Below are 14,068 nucleotides of genomic sequence, written 5' to 3' on the forward strand. Positions count from 1 at the left end.
CGGTGTCACGGCGCGGAGATCGCGGACAGGATCGCCAGCCGCGCCGCGCGCCGGGCGGGACGGATCGCGGCGAGCGCCCCCGCCACCGCGCCGACCGCCGCGATGACCGCGAGCTGGACGGCGGACGGCGCGAACGGGTTGCCCAGGGCGGTGCCGAGCCCCCAGCCCAGGAACACGCCGAGGCCGAGCCCGCCGCCGGTGCCGAACAGTGCCACGATGACCGATTCCCAGCGGACCATCGACCGGATCTGCGGGCGGGTCGCGCCGACCGCGCGGAGCAGCCCGAGTTCGCGGGTCCGTTCGTGGACGGCGAGGGACAGCGTGTTGGCGATGCCGAGCAGCGCGACGACGATGGCCAGGATGAGCATCCCGTAGACGACGGTGATGAAGCCGGCCATCTCCTCGGTCTGCGCGGCGACGAAATCGTCCCGCGACTGGACCTCGGGTGCGCCGTAGGGTTTGGCCAGCGCCGTCAGGGCCTGCCGGGTGGACGCGGCCGACGCGCCGGGGTTCAGTTCGACGAAGGCACGCGTGTCCAAGGGCTGCCTGGTGTGCGCGTTCCATACGGTGCGCGGAACGAGGTAGTCACCGGTCAGGTCGGTATTCTCGTAGACGGCCCCCACGGTGAGCTTCTGTGAGGTGCCGTCCGCGAACGTCACGCCGACCGGGGTGCCCACCTGCCAGTGGTTGTCATCCGCGGCCTTCTTCGATACGGCGAACGTGCTCGCGTCGCTGAGGCCGCCCTGCGTGACGCCCAGGTCGAGGACACGCCGCAGGCTGGACGGGTCGGCCACGCTGACGGTGGAGGGGGAGCCGTCCACCCGCATGCTGCCCGTGCCGAGCCCCGCGACCTCGCGCACCTGGGGCAGTTTCGCCGCCTCCCGGACGAGGGACGTGCTGAACCCGCCGGTCTCGTTGTTGCCCGCGTTCACCACGATCGGGCCCTTGAACGACCCGGCGACGCCGTCCTCCAGGGACGCGCGCAGCGACCCGATGAACACCGTCATCAGCGTGACGACGCCGACGCCGATCATCAGCGCGGTCGCGGCGCCGGCGGTGCGCGCCGGGCTGCGGGAGGCGTTGTCCCGCGCGAGCGTCCCCGGCACCCCGCGCAGCCGCGCCGCGGGCCCGCCGAGCAGCAGCGCGACCGGCCCGGCGGCGACCGGCCCGAGCGCCACCATCGCGGCGGCGGTCACGACCGCGCCCGCGGCCGCCATCGCCGTCTGCCCGGTGACCGCGCCGAACACGACGGTCCCGATCGCGACCGCCGCGAAGACGCCGCCGACGACGACGCGGGTGTCGGACGGGCCGGACGCCTCCGCCGCGACCTCGCGCAGCGCGGCCAGCGGCGGCACCCGCGACGCCTTCAGCGCGGGACCGAGCGCCGCGATCAGGGTGACCAGCAGCCCGACCGGCACCGCGATCATGATCGAGGTGGGGGCGACGGTGAGGCCCTCCATCGCGATGCCGATCCGGAACCGGGTGAACAACTGCCGGAGCAGGGCCGCGAAGCCGAGCCCGCCGGCGAGGCCCGCGAGGGTGGCGGCACCGCCGACGACCAGGGCTTCGAAGCCGACGATCGTGACGACCTGGCGGCGTCCGGCGCCGAGGGCGCGCAGCAGCGCCGACTCGCGGGTCCGCTGCGCCATCGTGATCGCGAACGTGTTGTGGATCGAGAACGCGGCGACGAGCAGCGCCACGCCGCCGAACGAGGCCAGCACGATGCGGAACACGCGCAGGAAGCCGCTCTGGACGAGGCTCATGCCCTCCTCGACCTGCGCCTTGTTCGTGATGGCCTCCACCCCGGCGGGCAGGACCGGCTTGATGCGGGACGCCAGTTCGGCCTGGCTGACGCCGTCCCGCGCGCGGACGGCGACGCCGCTGATCCGGTCGGTCCCCTGCACGACGTGCTCGCGGGCGCCTTCCAGCGAGAACGCCGTGAAGGACGTCTCGCCGAACGCGTCCTCGGCACCGAACTTGCTGATCCCGACGACGGTCACCGGGACCTTCCGCGGCGTGAGCACCGCCGTCCGGTCGCCGACCTTCAGCTTCCCCTCATCGGCGAACATCTTGTTGATGACGACCTCGTCGGGCGCGCGGGGCGCCCGCCCGGACACCAGGTGGTACGGGTTGAGCTTGGCGTCGGTCACCCAGTTGCCGGCCGTCCGGGGTCCGCGCGACTGGATCGTGGTGCCGTCCTTGGTGAGCAGTTGGCCCGACCCCTCGATGGTGGGTTCGGCGTTCGCGACGCCGTTCACCTGACGCACCCTGTCCAGGAGGGACGCATCGATCTGCCCGCGCGCGCCCCACGGCGCATCACTGACCTTGGTCGCGTTCCTTACGGTCACGTCCGTTTTGCCGTACGCCTTGGAGAAGTATCCGTCGATGCTCGCCGCGAGCGTGTCGCCGAGCACGAGCGTTCCGGTCAGGAACGTCACGCCGAGGAAGACGGCCGCCAGGGAGCCGACCATCCGGCGCTTGCGTCCCCACAGTTCCTTGAAAACGAGCCCGATCATGAGTGGTCTCCCAGCCCTCGCATGCGGTCCAGCACCCGGTCGGCCGTGGGCGCGTCCATGAGGTCGACGATCCGGCCGTCAGCGAGGAACACCACCGCGTCGGCGTGCCCCGCGGCGACCGGGTCGTGGGTGACCATCGCGACGGTCTGGCCCAGGTCGTCCACCGCGTTGCGGAGCAGCGCCAGGACCTCGGCGCCGGTGCGGGAGTCGAGGTTGCCGGTCGGCTCGTCCGCGAACACGATCTGCGGGCGGGTGACCAGCGCGCGCGCCAGCGCCACCCTCTGCTGCTGCCCGCCGGACATCTCCGACGGCCGGTGCGACAGCCGGTCCCCCAGCTTGAGGACGCGGACGACCGTGTTCAGCCACTCCCGGTCCGGGCTCGTCCCGGCCAGCGTGAGCGGAAGCAGGATGTTGTCGCGCGCGGTGAGGGTCGGGATCAGGTTGAACGCCTGGAACACGAATCCGATGCGCTCGCGGCGGAGCCTGGTCAGCCGCCGGTCCGACAGGGCCCCGAGTTCCTGGTCGCCGACGTAGACCTTGCCGGACGACGCGTCCTCCAGCCCGGCCACGCAGTGCATCAGCGTGGACTTGCCGGCGCCGGACGGGCCCATGATCGCGGTGAACCGCCCGGCCGGGAACTCCACGGTGACGTCGTCGAGCGCGCGCACCGCCATGTCACCGGACCCGTACACCTTGCCGAGGCGGACCGTGCGGGCGCCGCCCGCCGCCGTCCCCTCGCTGATCGTTCGCTTCGCTTCTGCTGCATTTCCCATAGCGGGATCGTGGCGGCACGGCCCGGGAGCCGTCGTCCGGCCAGGAGAGTCACCCGCACTGCTCCCCGCGCAGCACTCCGGCCTCCCCTGCTACGTCCGCCGCGGTATGCGGAGAGGCCAATAAGACTCGATGTCCAATTGTGATGCGGGCAACATACATGCAGGCTTGATTGCTTGTATCTGCGCTCGTACGGTCGGAGACATGGCAGTAAGCAGCCACCGACGGCACCGCTACGGCGCCCCGAGCCGCCGTACGCAGCAGGAACGCCGGTCGCGCACGCGGGCCAGGCTCCTGGAGGCGACCATGGAGTGCCTGGTGGACCTCGGCTGGTCCGGGACGTCCACCACGGAGGTCGCCCGCCGCGCCGGCGTCTCGCGCGGGGCGCAGCAGCACCACTACCCGACGAAGATGGTGCTGGTCGCCGCCGCGCTGGAGCATCTGCTGGAGGCGCAGCGGCTGGCGTACGAGACGGCGTTCGCCGTCCTGCCGCCCGAGCGGCGCAACGTGTCGGGCGCGCTCGACCTGCTGTGGGAGGTGTTCCGCGGCCGTCCGGCCAAGGCCCTCACGGAGCTGGCGGTGGCGGCCCGCACCGACGACGAGCTGCGGCCCCTGTGCCGCGACCTGAACGAGCGGATCCTCCAGGTGATCCTGGAGACGTTCGAGCGGCTGTTCCCGGAGAACACTCTGCCCCCCGACTTCGTCCCGGCGATGCTGCGCGGCGTGTTCGCGATGTTCGTCGGGCTGTCCATCCAGAACGCGCTGGACGACGACGCCGAGGGCCACCAGGCCGCGGTGCTGCGCCAGGTCAAGGACGTCGCGCAGCTGATCGTCCCACAGCCGGGCATCCCGGCCGGCCCGCCCATGCCCGACACGCCCGCGGAGGCGTCGTCGCCCGGATCCGAGCAGTGACCCCGTCCCCGTGACCCCCGTCGGCGCCCGCCGACCGCACCGCCCCGAGGGAGCGCCTCACATGCCGAAAGCCCCCACCGAACTCGCCGACGAGCTCCGCGAGCAGGTCAAGGACAAAAAGTCGTACATCGGTGTCATCGACCGCCTGAACAAGGCGTCGGTGGAGAAGCACTGGGAGGCCTACGCCGACATCCCCTGGGACGACCCCGAGTTCGCCGTGGACAAGAACGACCCGCGCTGGGTGCTGCCGCCGTTCGACCGGCTCGGCGAGACGGCCTGGTACCAGGCGCAGCCGCCGGAGATCCAGGCGCAGATCGGGCTGTGGCGCATCGCCACCGCGATGAAGATCGGCCTGCAGTTCGAGAACCTGCTGAAGCGCGGGCTGCTCAACTACGCCTACCGGCTGCCGAACGGCCGTCCCGAGTTCCGGTACGTCTACCACGAGACGACCGAGGAATGTCATCACGGGATGATGTTCCAGGAGTTCGTGAACCGGACGAAGATGCCGATCCGCGGCATGCCGCGGTCGCTCAGCCTCATCGCGCAGGCCGCCCCGTGGATTCCGCTGGTCAGCACCGAGATGTTCTTCATATTCGTGCTCGGCGGCGAGGACCCGATCGACTACGTCCAGCGCAAGTCCCTCAAGGGCGGGCACGTCAAGCACCCGCTCGAAGAGACCATCATGAAGATCCACATCGCGGAGGAGGCCCGGCACATCTCCTTCGCCCGGCACTACCTCAGGCACCGGGTGCCGAACATGAACCCGCTGCGCCGCCGCGTCCTCGGCATCGCGACCCCGGTCGTGCTCGGCGTGATGGCGCGGATCATGCTGGCCCCGCCCGGCCCGATGGTGCGGCACTTCGGCATTCCGAAGGACGTCGTCCGCGCCGCCTACAAGAACGAGGCGTCGCAGGCGGAGATCTCCAACTCGGTCGGCAAGATCCGCGACCTGATGGCCGAACTCGGCGTGATCAGCCCGGTGAACAGGCAGGTCTGGAAGGCGTTCGGCATCTGGGACGAGCCGAGGCAGCGCCGCGCCGGCACCGGGCGGAGCGCGCGATGAGCATCGCGATCGTGACCGGAGGCGCATCCGGCATCGGCCGCGCGATCGCCACGTCCCTGGTGGCGCGCGGCGACACCGTCGTGGTCACCGACGTCAACGCCGCGGGCGCCGCGCGGGTGGCCGACAAGCTGAACACCCTCGGCAGGGGCAAGGCCACGTCCGCCGCCCTGGACGTCACCGACGCCGGCGCCGTCACCGACCTCTATAAGGGCGTCAGGGCCGACCACGGACGGCTCGACCTCGTGTTCAACAACGCGGGCATCGCGATCGGCGGCCTGGCCGAGGAACTCACCCTCGACCACTGGAACCGCGCCATCGACATCAACCTCAAGGGCGTCGTGCACGGCGTCCACGCCGCCTACCCGATCATGCTGGAGCAGGGCGGCGGCCACATCGTGAACACCGCGTCGCTCGCCGGGCTCGTCCCGATGCCGATCGGCATCCCCTACACCGCCACCAAGCATGCGGTCGTCGGGCTCTCCCTCGGCCTGCGCGCGGAGGCCGCCGGACGCGGCGTCAAGGTCAGCGTCGTGTGCCCGTCCTTCGTCGACACCCCGCTTCTGCACAACGTCAACCCGGACCTGCCGGAGACGGCGCTGAGCGGCGACGCGACCGGTGACATCGCCAAGGCGTCCCCGCGCCTCTACACGGCGGAGAAGCTGGCCCGCGACATCATGCGCGGCGTCGCGAAGAACCAGGCGCTCATCGTCGCGCCCGCGCACGGCCGGATCGCGTGGCGGGGCGTCCGGCTCAACCCCGGCGCGGCCGTCCGGGTGGCGCAGCTCGCCGTGAACCGGATCCGCGCCGGGAAGTGAGCCCGTTCAGGCGGGGGCGCGCCGGATCACCAGCAGCGCGACGTCGTCCTCGGTCCGCTCGCGGCCGATGAGCGCCGACATCACCGTGGCGCTCACCTCCTCGGGCGGACCGGCGAACACCACCTCGCAGAGCCGGTCGATGCCGGTGTTCACCGAGCTGCCCCGCCGCTCCACCAGCCCGTCGGTGTAGAGGGCCAGCAGGCCGCCCGGCGGGAGCGTGACGGTCACGGTCTCGCGCGGGGTCTCGATCCCGAGGCCGATGAGGACGTCGGGTTTCGTGTCGACACACCGCGCGGGACGTCCCGGCAGGGCCAGGGCGGGCGGCAGATGGCCGGCCGACGACAGCCGGACCCGCTCCAGCCCGGGATCGAACACCGCGTACAGGACCGTCGCCGTCGCGTCGGGCTCGAAGTGCTGCATCTTGCGGTCGAGCCTGCGCAGCACCTCGGCGGGATCGGTGCTCTCCAGCGCGTAGGCCCGCAGCGCGCTGCGCATCCGGCCCATCACGACGGCGGCGCCGAGCCCGTGCCCGGCCACGTCCCCCATGACGATGCCGATCTCGCCGGACGGGAGCGTGAACACGTCGTACCAGTCGCCGCCGACGCTCGCCTTGCCGGGACTGTAGCGAGCGGCGAGCTCGGCGCCGGGGATGTCGGGAAGCGCGGTCGGTATGAGGCTGCGGGTCAGTTCCCGGGCTCCGGCGCGTTCGGCCCGGCTGACCAGCGCCTGCACCGCCAGCGCCGCACGCGAGGCCGCGAGCTGCAGCAGTTCGGCCTCGTCCTCGGTGAACTCGCGGTGGGTGAGCGTCCCGACGTGCAGCACCCCGACCACCCGGCCACCGCCGATGAGCGGCACGCCGAGCAGGGAGCGCAGGCCCCGCTCGGCGAGCAGCGGGTTGAACACGGCGGCGCTCGGCACGTCCGCGATGTAGACGGGGCGGCGCTCGGCGGCGACACGCCCGGAGAAGCCCCGGCCGACCGGGACGCGCGCGGCCTGGCTGACCTCCTCCTCGATGCCCTTGGCGGCCGTCGCCTCAAGGAAGCGCCCCTGCCGGTCGAGGAGCAGGACGACGGCGGTGTCGACGTCCAGGATCTCGCGCACGCGGTCGAGCAGCGTGTCGAGGAACTCGTCCATATCCATATGGGCGAACGCCTCATCGGTGAGCGCCCGGATGTTCTCAAGCCTCCGGGCGGCGTCCTCCGAGTTCTCCAACATGCCACCTGTATGTACTAGATCTACTGATTCACTGCTGTTCCCCCAGGTCTGGGGGCCGATCCTAACCGGGGCGCAGAGTACGGCGCGACGGTCCCGCATAGGCTGGGCGACGTGGAACGCATCCTGGTCAGCTCCTGCCTGGCGGGCCGCCCCGTCCGCTACGACGGCGCGGCCAGGCCCGTGGGGAACGGCCTGTTCGAGCGCTGGCGTTCGGAGGGGCGTCTCGTGCCATTCTGCCCGGAGGTGTCGGGTGGCCTGCCCGTTCCGCGCCCCCCGGCCGAGATCGTCGACGGCGACGGCGCCGACGTCCTGGACGGAAGAGCCCGCATCCTCACCGACACCGGCGAGGACGTCACGGACCGGTTTCTCCAGGGCGCCCGCCTGGCCCTGGACACCGCCCAGCGCACCGGCACCCGAATCGCCCTCCTGAAGGAGGGCAGTCCGTCCTGCGGCACCCACCGCATCTACGACGGCACCTTCACCGCCACGAAACGCCCAGGCTCCGGTGTGACCACGGCCCTCCTGGAACGCGCCGGCATCACGGTCTTCACCGAGAACGACCTGGAAGCCCTCCAGACCCACCTGGCCGTCCTCGAAGACCGGTCCCTCTAACCAGGGTACGTGGCTACCAGAGGTCGAAGGGCCGGACCCGCACCCCCTTGCTCTTCCAGGGCTCCGGCGAGTCGTCGGACGAGAGGCGCTCCAGCCACCGGAGCTGCTCCACGAAGTAGGCGTGCGAGGACGTGCCCTCGCCGAAGACGATGATCGGGCCATGGGTCCCCCGCCGGCCGTGCCCGTACATCATGACGCGCACGACCCCGTCCACCTCCTCCATCGCGAACGAGCAGGGGAAGTCGAAGAGGTACAGCCGGAGCCGGGGCTCTTCGTCCGACGCGGCACGGAGCGGCCGGATGATCTCCCGAACGTAGCGCTCGGGGTCTTCCATGGCCGCGTCCGCTGGTTCGATCCGGTAACGGTCCTTGCGGGACTCGCAGTAGGGGTCCATGACATAGACGTTGACGTCCATCGTCCGCGCCTTCTTCTTCAGGACGGAGAGAACGGTGTCACTGGCGTAGAACGATCGCGTCAGGCCGAACAGGTTGATGCGCTCCCGGGCGGCCGAGATCCGCTGGACGAGATCCTGTTCGGACTCCTCACTCGTGAACGGGAACGCGTCAACGATCCCCGCGCGCTGAACGTGGGCCACGTCGCCGGGACTGTGGTCGGTCCCGAATCCGAGCCGATCGGGCCTTGTGCGGTAGAGGCGGCAGAAGTACTCGATGCGTTCGTTGCTCGGGCGGCGATCGCCCAATTCCCACCGGCATAGGACGGCTGCGTCTATGTGCGGCGGCTGGAGACCGTCCGCCTCGTACAGGGCGTCGAGTCTCGCGGAAACCTCGCTGCGGTCGTAGCCGCTGGCGAACCGCCATGCCTCCAGCGGCGTAATGTCCGAAATCTTACGAGTAATCCCTTCAACGATGGCTTCGACGGTAAGGCCGCGACGGATTCCATCCAGACGAATCTCGTTGGCTTCACGTTCAATCTGCCGGCGACGCTGCACATTCGCCCTGGTAGCAGCCACTGCTCACGCTCCCATTGTCGCCATACGGCAATGCCGTTGCCTTGATCAGACATTGGCTTTATTGCCGCATAGCGGCAATCTTGACCCAAGTCTAAGCGCTCTCCGAATCAGAGAAAAGAGAAAGATCGCGCCTCTCCTCGCTGGACCGCCTCACCTTCCCCCGAAAGCGAAAGAAGGGCGCAGAACGGAGATACAAGGCGGCCCCGGACCGGTGTCATCACCACCGCGTCCCAGGGCCTGGGCCCGACTGGAAGGAGTCGGACTTATGGGAAATATTACGACCAACCCATTAGCGGAGTTGGCAGCGCGGCTCATGCGGTGGAGACGCCGCGCGGCGGTGCACGGGACGCCCCTGATCACATCGCTGAGAGTGCGTGGCGAGCGGGTGATCGCGTGCGACGGCCGGCTGTTCCGCCTGGGCGGCGAGCGCGGGCATGTGCTCGGCGAGGCCGGCGACGGGTCGGCGACGGCGGAGCGGGCCGTACCGGTGCTGCGGCAGTTGGCGCGGCGGTCGTGATGGGCCATGGCAGGAGGAGCGCGATCGTCACCGACAGGCTGGACATGACGTTCCTGGCGGCGCGGACGGCCCCGGGTCAGGTTCGGACACTGGTAGACCTCCGGCTTGCCTCGTGGGGGCTGGCCGGGCTGCGCGACGACGTGGCGCTGATCGCCAGTGAGCTGGTGACGAACGCGATCCTGCACACTCCCGAGCAGCAGATTCGCGTGCAGTTCACGCGCGAGCCGTGCGGGGTGCTGCTGATGGTGTGGGACTCCTCGGACGCCCTGCCGGTGCGCAAACCGCCGATGCACACCGCGCCCATGAGGGCGGACGGCAGGGGCCTGCCCATCGTGGAGGCGCTGTCGTCCAAGTGCGGCATCTCCCCGACCAGACCATGCGGGAAGTGGATATGGGCACGTGTGCTGGCGTGACGCACTCGGGCAGTGCCGGGCACCCGAACGGACCGAAACGGGAAGAGCAGGCAAGATCACGCAAGGCGTGCGTCCGTTGCGCGGGCCTGCACGACAAGCGGGAGTTCCGATCCGAGGCGGGGAACGGACGCGGCGGATCCATCTCCCCATGCGGCAACGTGAAGGCGGCGGCCGAGCGGGTCAGGACGCCGGCTCCCGCCGGGGGCGTGGCCTGGCGCGGATGTGCATGCGCTCCCCCTGACGGCCGAACAGGCTGAGGACCTCCACCGGAGACTCACCGGTGGGGCCGAACCAGTGCGGCAGGCGGGTGTCGAACTCGGCGGCCTCACCCGGTCCCAGGATCAGGTCGTGGTCGGCCACGATGAGCCGCAGGCGCCCGGATAGCACGTACAGCCACTCATACCCCTCGTGTGTGCACGGCTCGGGCCGGTTCTGCTCGGCCGGGATGATCGACTTCCAGGCTTGCAGGGGGCCGGGGTGGGCGGTCAGCGGAATCATCGTGCGGCCATTGCGGACGCGGGGTTTCCAGCGGATTCGCGGGTCGCCGACCTCGGGCGCGCCGACCAGCTCGTCCAGCGGGAGCTGGTGGGCTTGGGCGATGGGCAGCAGGAGCTCCAGGCTCGGGCGGCGCCCGCCCGTCTCCAGCCTCGACAGGGTGCTCTTGGATATGCCGGTGGCCTCGGCCAGCGCGGACAGGCTCACGCCGCGCTGGGTGCGGATGCGCTTGAGGCGTGCGCCGACCTGGGCCAGCGTGGCGGCGATCGGAGATTGCTCGTCCATCCCCCCATTCCATCCCTGCGTCCCAGAAATGGCAACAGAAGTTGTCGGAACGTCACCAGGGCCGCACCATCGGGCGCGGAGGTGATCGCCATGATCAATGCGGTGAACGACCAGCCCCACGGCGCGCGGCGCGCCGCCGGCGACGGGGTTTACGACGTGGTGGTGATCGGCGCCGGCGCCGCCGGTCTGAGCGCCGCCCTGGTGCTGGGACGGGCCCGGCGTACGGTAGCGGTAATAGACGGCGGTGAGCCGCGCAACGCGCCCGCCTCGCACATGCACGGCTTCCTGTCCCGTGACGGACTGGCCCCCGCGACACTGCTCGAACTCGGCCGCGCCGAGATCTCCCGGTACGGCGTCCGGCTCATCCAAGGCCGGGTGGACCGGATCGACCACGGCTACTACGTCCGGATGGCCGGCGGGCCGACACTCAAGGCCCGCCGCGTGCTGGTCGCGACCGGGTTGCGCGACGAGTTGCCCGACATCCCCGGCGTGCGTGAACGGTGGGGCAAGGACCTGCTGCACTGCCCCTACTGCCACGCCTATGAGGTCCGTGACCGGCCGCTCGCCGTCCTCGGCTCCCATCCGGGCTCGGTTCACCAGGCCCTGCTCCTGCGCGCGTGGAGCGACGATGTCGTCTTCTTCCCGCACACGCTCAAGCTGACGGCGCAGGATCGGGAAAGGCTGGAGGCACGCGGCCTGCGCATCATCGAGGGCGAGATCAGGCATCTGGTCATCGACGACGACCGGCTGCAAGGCATCGAACTCACCGACGGTCGCCACATCCCCCGTGCCGCCGCCTTCCTCGTCCCCCGCATGGTTCCGCAGGACGAGTTGCTGACCCGGCTGGGCTGCGACAAGGACGACGACGGCTGGGTCACCGTCGACCGCACCGGCCGCACCGGCATCGCCGGCGTCTGGGCCGCCGGTAACGTCATCGATCCGCGCGCCCAGGTCATCACCGCCGCCGGCCTGGGCTCCACCGCCGCCTTCGCCATCAACACCGACCTGCTGGACGAAGACGTCGACCGCGCCGTCGAACAGCACCGCACCACGGCCCGGGGTGATGGCCGATGAGCGTGGACACCACCCGGCAGCAGGTGCCGGTCCCTCACGGAAGGCTGCCGCTCGGCGTCCACCTGCTCGCGTTCAGCCTGTTCGCGATGGGCAGTGCGGAGTTCCTGCTGGCCGGGACCCTGCCGGCGATCGCCGACGACCTGAAGATCAGCCTGTCCTCCGCCGGCGCGCTGATCTCGGCATTCGCCGTCGGTGTCGTGATCGGCGGGCCTCCCTTCGCCATCATGACGCTGCGCTGGCCGCGACGCACCACGCTGGTGACCGCTCAGGTCGTCTTCGCCGTCTCGGTGACGGCCGGCCTTCTGACCGGGAGTTACGCGGTGCTCCTGGCCACCCGTTTCGTCTGCGGCCTCGCCTATGCGGGGTACTGGGCGGTCGCAGCGGTCACCGCGACCGGCCTCGTCCCCCCTGGCCGCACCGCACGCGCCTCCGGAGTCGTCGTCAGCGGCCTCAGCCTGGCGATGATCGCCGGTGGCCCGGCGGGCGCGCTGCTCAGTCACTTCACCGGATGGCGGGGCGGGTTCTGGGGCGTGGTCGCCCTGAACGCCGGCGCGGGCCTCACGTCCGTCACCTGGATCGGCGCCGTCCTGGCCGCGGCCGTGGTGCCGGCCGTCCTGCTCGACCGGGCGGTCTCTCGCCGCCCGGTCGCAGATGACGGTGGACGAGGCCGGTTCGCCGGGCTGAGCCCGAGGTCTCCGCCGGTGTAGACGTCCGTCCGGACGTCGGCGGTGGCGGCCCGATGACGGCTGGGGATGGTGCGAGGCTGTACTCGAACCGGCGGGTCAGCGGAGGCCAACCCGTTCGGCGAGCGCCGCACCGGCGACCTCGTCTCGGGAGGAAAAGGGATGAGTGCCGTGACGTCGCCGGTCCGGCTCGTCGCGAGCGGCGTCACCCGCGCGGCGGCTGAGCAGCGGGCTCGAACCGTTCCCCGGCGGTGGACGCGGCCGGCCGGAACGCGTGCAGTCTCCGGGCCGCGAACACGACCAGGGCAACGGTGCCTGAAGCCAGCACAACGTTCATGACGTAGTCACCCGTGGTCTTGGGGCCCGACTCCGGCTGCATCCCGAACCCCATCCAGGCATAGGTCAGCACCGCGCCCGTGGCGAGAGCAAGGCGATGAGCACGGCTCCAGTTCCGCTGCCGCGACCAGCGGCCGACCACGATGATCGTGACGGCGATCACCACTGCAACCGCCGCGGCGCTCCACCATCCGGGCAGGTCGGCCGTGCACGAGAACGCGCCACCCGCGACGAAGGCGACGACGCCGACGATCCACGGCTTCGGGGCGATGCCGGCGAGCCGCGACGCGGGTGGACGGCGGAACGCCACGATGACCAGTGCCACAATCGCGGCCGCGGTGCCGAGCAACTGCACGGGCGCGGCGAGGAACCGCTCGTCCTGGTAGCCGCCCCAGGCGACGAGAGCCGAGCCGGTGGCGAAGATGACCGCGGTGACGCTCAGGCCGGTCCGGCCCAGCCACGGTGTCTCCGCCCGGTCAGGCACGAAAGCCTCCACCAGCGCGATACCGACGTTCGTACTCCATACCGCGTGCATCGTCAGGACACCGAGGGTCAGCCAGCCGCCCATCCCGAGCACGGGAATGTAGGTGTCGCCCATCTCGTCGTGCCCGGCGTAGTACCGGTTGAAGAGCATCTGGTCCGCCAGGCCCTCCTCTACGAGCCCGTAGGCCACGCCGAGGATCAGCATCGTCGTCGGCCCGCGCCCGGCCCTCCGGGTCACTTCCCGGATGAGCAGGGCGCCGCCGCCGTACATTGGGGCGAGGATGGGCAGGAAGAACGGCAGTTGCGTGTACGCGAGGTTCCCCAGCAGCAGTTCTCCGACCGTCGGCGCGAGGAGGAACAGCGCTATGGCGGGAGCGGCACGCCGGCTTCGCCGCAACCGGATCCCGCCCGTGTTCGGCCCGCTCATTCGGATTTCTCCGGAAAGCGTCGTTTCTTCGCCACATCGAGCCAGATGATCAGTGTGGCACTGAAGACGATGACACCGGCCGACGCGATCCACCAGAAGGGGCTCGGCAGGTACATGGGCAGGCAGAGGAAGCTGCTGTCCCAGCCGAGAGCTTTGTTGATGAACGGCCGGACACCCTCGATGACGCCGAGGAAGAGCAACAGTCCCGACAGGCGATCGTAAGACTTTGAATCCTTCATGACTACGATCGTGCCGAGCCGGTGCCCCTGTCGATAGCGACAATGGTCTAGGGCGAGCGGTCCATCGGTCGAGTGGGGGCCGTTCTTCTTACTCTTCGAGCAGCCGACACCCACCAGATGCGAGCTGGTCCCGGGCCGACGGTCAACACTGTGCCGATGTGTCTTCGGCGTCGCAAGAACGGCGGGAGCGACAGTAAAACCCTAGAAATGAGAAGGGCCCCGCCGGTAACGGCGGGGCCCCT

Annotated in this window: 15 protein-coding genes; 8 read left to right on the top strand and 7 right to left on the bottom strand. The window is 70.4% G+C overall.

Annotated elements, in window-relative coordinates; genetic code table 11:
* Nucleotides 1-5: 5 nt before the first annotated feature.
* Nucleotides 6-2,516 (bottom strand): ABC transporter permease, encoded by a 2,511-nt coding sequence (locus AF1_RS13125; protein WP_067797372.1) that lies wholly within the window; start codon nucleotides 2,514-2,516, stop codon nucleotides 6-8.
* Nucleotides 2,513-3,289, bottom strand: coding sequence for an ABC transporter ATP-binding protein (locus AF1_RS13130; protein ID WP_067797380.1), 777 nt, complete (start codon nucleotides 3,287-3,289; stop codon nucleotides 2,513-2,515). The genes AF1_RS13125 and AF1_RS13130 overlap by 4 nt, the downstream gene beginning before the upstream one ends.
* 202 nt (nucleotides 3,290-3,491) lie before the next feature.
* Here AF1_RS13130 and AF1_RS13135 point away from each other — a divergent pair, with 202 nt between their 5' ends.
* The 3 genes from AF1_RS13135 (at nucleotide 3,492) to AF1_RS13145 (ending at nucleotide 6,077) form a co-directional block, all read left to right on the top strand.
* Nucleotides 3,492-4,199: a TetR/AcrR family transcriptional regulator gene (locus AF1_RS13135; RefSeq protein ID WP_242609053.1), complete on the top strand. Its 708-nt coding sequence runs from the start codon at nucleotides 3,492-3,494 to the stop codon at nucleotides 4,197-4,199.
* Nucleotides 4,200-4,260: 61 nt separating this feature from the next.
* Nucleotides 4,261-5,262, top strand: coding sequence for an AurF N-oxygenase family protein (locus tag AF1_RS13140; protein WP_067797391.1), 1,002 nt, complete (start codon nucleotides 4,261-4,263; stop codon nucleotides 5,260-5,262).
* Entirely contained in the window at nucleotides 5,259-6,077 is an 819-nt protein-coding gene (locus tag AF1_RS13145; protein WP_067797394.1) for an SDR family NAD(P)-dependent oxidoreductase, read from the top strand. The genes AF1_RS13140 and AF1_RS13145 overlap by 4 nt, the downstream gene beginning before the upstream one ends.
* A 6-nt stretch (nucleotides 6,078-6,083) precedes the next feature.
* On the opposite strand, the gene AF1_RS13150 is transcribed toward AF1_RS13145, so the two are convergent.
* A complete protein-coding gene (locus AF1_RS13150) occupies nucleotides 6,084-7,292 on the bottom strand; it encodes a PP2C family protein-serine/threonine phosphatase (protein WP_067797397.1) in 1,209 nt (402 codons plus the stop codon).
* A 111-nt stretch (nucleotides 7,293-7,403) separates the two neighbouring features.
* Here AF1_RS13150 and AF1_RS13155 point away from each other — a divergent pair, with 111 nt between their 5' ends.
* Nucleotides 7,404-7,904 carry a 2-thiouracil desulfurase family protein gene (locus AF1_RS13155; protein WP_067797400.1) on the top strand — a complete coding sequence of 167 codons (501 nt, stop codon included), beginning with the start codon at nucleotides 7,404-7,406 and terminating at the stop codon, nucleotides 7,902-7,904.
* A gap of 13 nt (nucleotides 7,905-7,917) precedes the next feature.
* Here the strand turns inward: AF1_RS13155 and AF1_RS13160 are convergent, their stop codons facing one another.
* Entirely contained in the window at nucleotides 7,918-8,604 is a 687-nt protein-coding gene (locus AF1_RS13160) for a hypothetical protein (protein WP_067797403.1), read from the bottom strand.
* A 640-nt stretch (nucleotides 8,605-9,244) separates the two neighbouring features.
* Between AF1_RS13160 and AF1_RS13165 the strand changes: the two genes are divergently transcribed.
* Together AF1_RS13165 and AF1_RS13170 are read left to right on the top strand one after the other, a co-directional pair.
* Complete coding sequence (locus AF1_RS13165) at nucleotides 9,245-9,391, top strand: hypothetical protein (protein WP_157419182.1); 147 nt, start codon at nucleotides 9,245-9,247, stop codon at nucleotides 9,389-9,391.
* Nucleotides 9,391-9,804 (top strand): ATP-binding protein, encoded by a 414-nt coding sequence (locus AF1_RS13170; RefSeq protein ID WP_131733027.1) that lies wholly within the window; start codon nucleotides 9,391-9,393, stop codon nucleotides 9,802-9,804. Before AF1_RS13165 ends, AF1_RS13170 begins: the two co-directional genes overlap by 1 nt.
* Nucleotides 9,805-9,984: 180 nt before the next feature.
* Here AF1_RS13170 and AF1_RS13175 read toward each other — a convergent pair whose 3' ends face one another.
* Entirely contained in the window at nucleotides 9,985-10,584 is a 600-nt protein-coding gene (locus AF1_RS13175) for a helix-turn-helix domain-containing protein (protein WP_067797418.1), read from the bottom strand.
* A 90-nt stretch (nucleotides 10,585-10,674) separates the two neighbouring features.
* Between AF1_RS13175 and AF1_RS13180 the strand changes: the two genes are divergently transcribed.
* On the top strand, nucleotides 10,675-11,658 hold the full coding sequence (locus AF1_RS13180; protein WP_067797441.1) for an NAD(P)/FAD-dependent oxidoreductase: 984 nt from the start codon (nucleotides 10,675-10,677) through the stop codon (nucleotides 11,656-11,658).
* Nucleotides 11,655-12,365, top strand: coding sequence for an MFS transporter (locus AF1_RS13185; protein ID WP_242609054.1), 711 nt, complete (start codon nucleotides 11,655-11,657; stop codon nucleotides 12,363-12,365). Before AF1_RS13180 ends, AF1_RS13185 begins: the two co-directional genes overlap by 4 nt.
* Before the next feature lie 181 nt (nucleotides 12,366-12,546).
* On the opposite strand, the gene AF1_RS13190 is transcribed toward AF1_RS13185, so the two are convergent.
* Together AF1_RS13190 and AF1_RS13195 are read right to left on the bottom strand one after the other, a co-directional pair.
* Nucleotides 12,547-13,587 (bottom strand): hypothetical protein, encoded by a 1,041-nt coding sequence (locus AF1_RS13190; RefSeq protein WP_067797421.1) that lies wholly within the window; start codon nucleotides 13,585-13,587, stop codon nucleotides 12,547-12,549.
* Nucleotides 13,584-13,826 carry a hypothetical protein gene (locus AF1_RS13195; protein ID WP_067797424.1) on the bottom strand — a complete coding sequence of 81 codons (243 nt, stop codon included), beginning with the start codon at nucleotides 13,824-13,826 and terminating at the stop codon, nucleotides 13,584-13,586. The genes AF1_RS13190 and AF1_RS13195 overlap by 4 nt, the downstream gene beginning before the upstream one ends.
* Between the last annotated feature and the right edge of the window lie 242 nt (nucleotides 13,827-14,068).

Source organism: Actinomadura formosensis NBRC 14204 (assembly GCF_001552155.1).
GTDB classification, from domain to species: domain Bacteria; phylum Actinomycetota; class Actinomycetes; order Streptosporangiales; family Streptosporangiaceae; genus Spirillospora; species Spirillospora formosensis.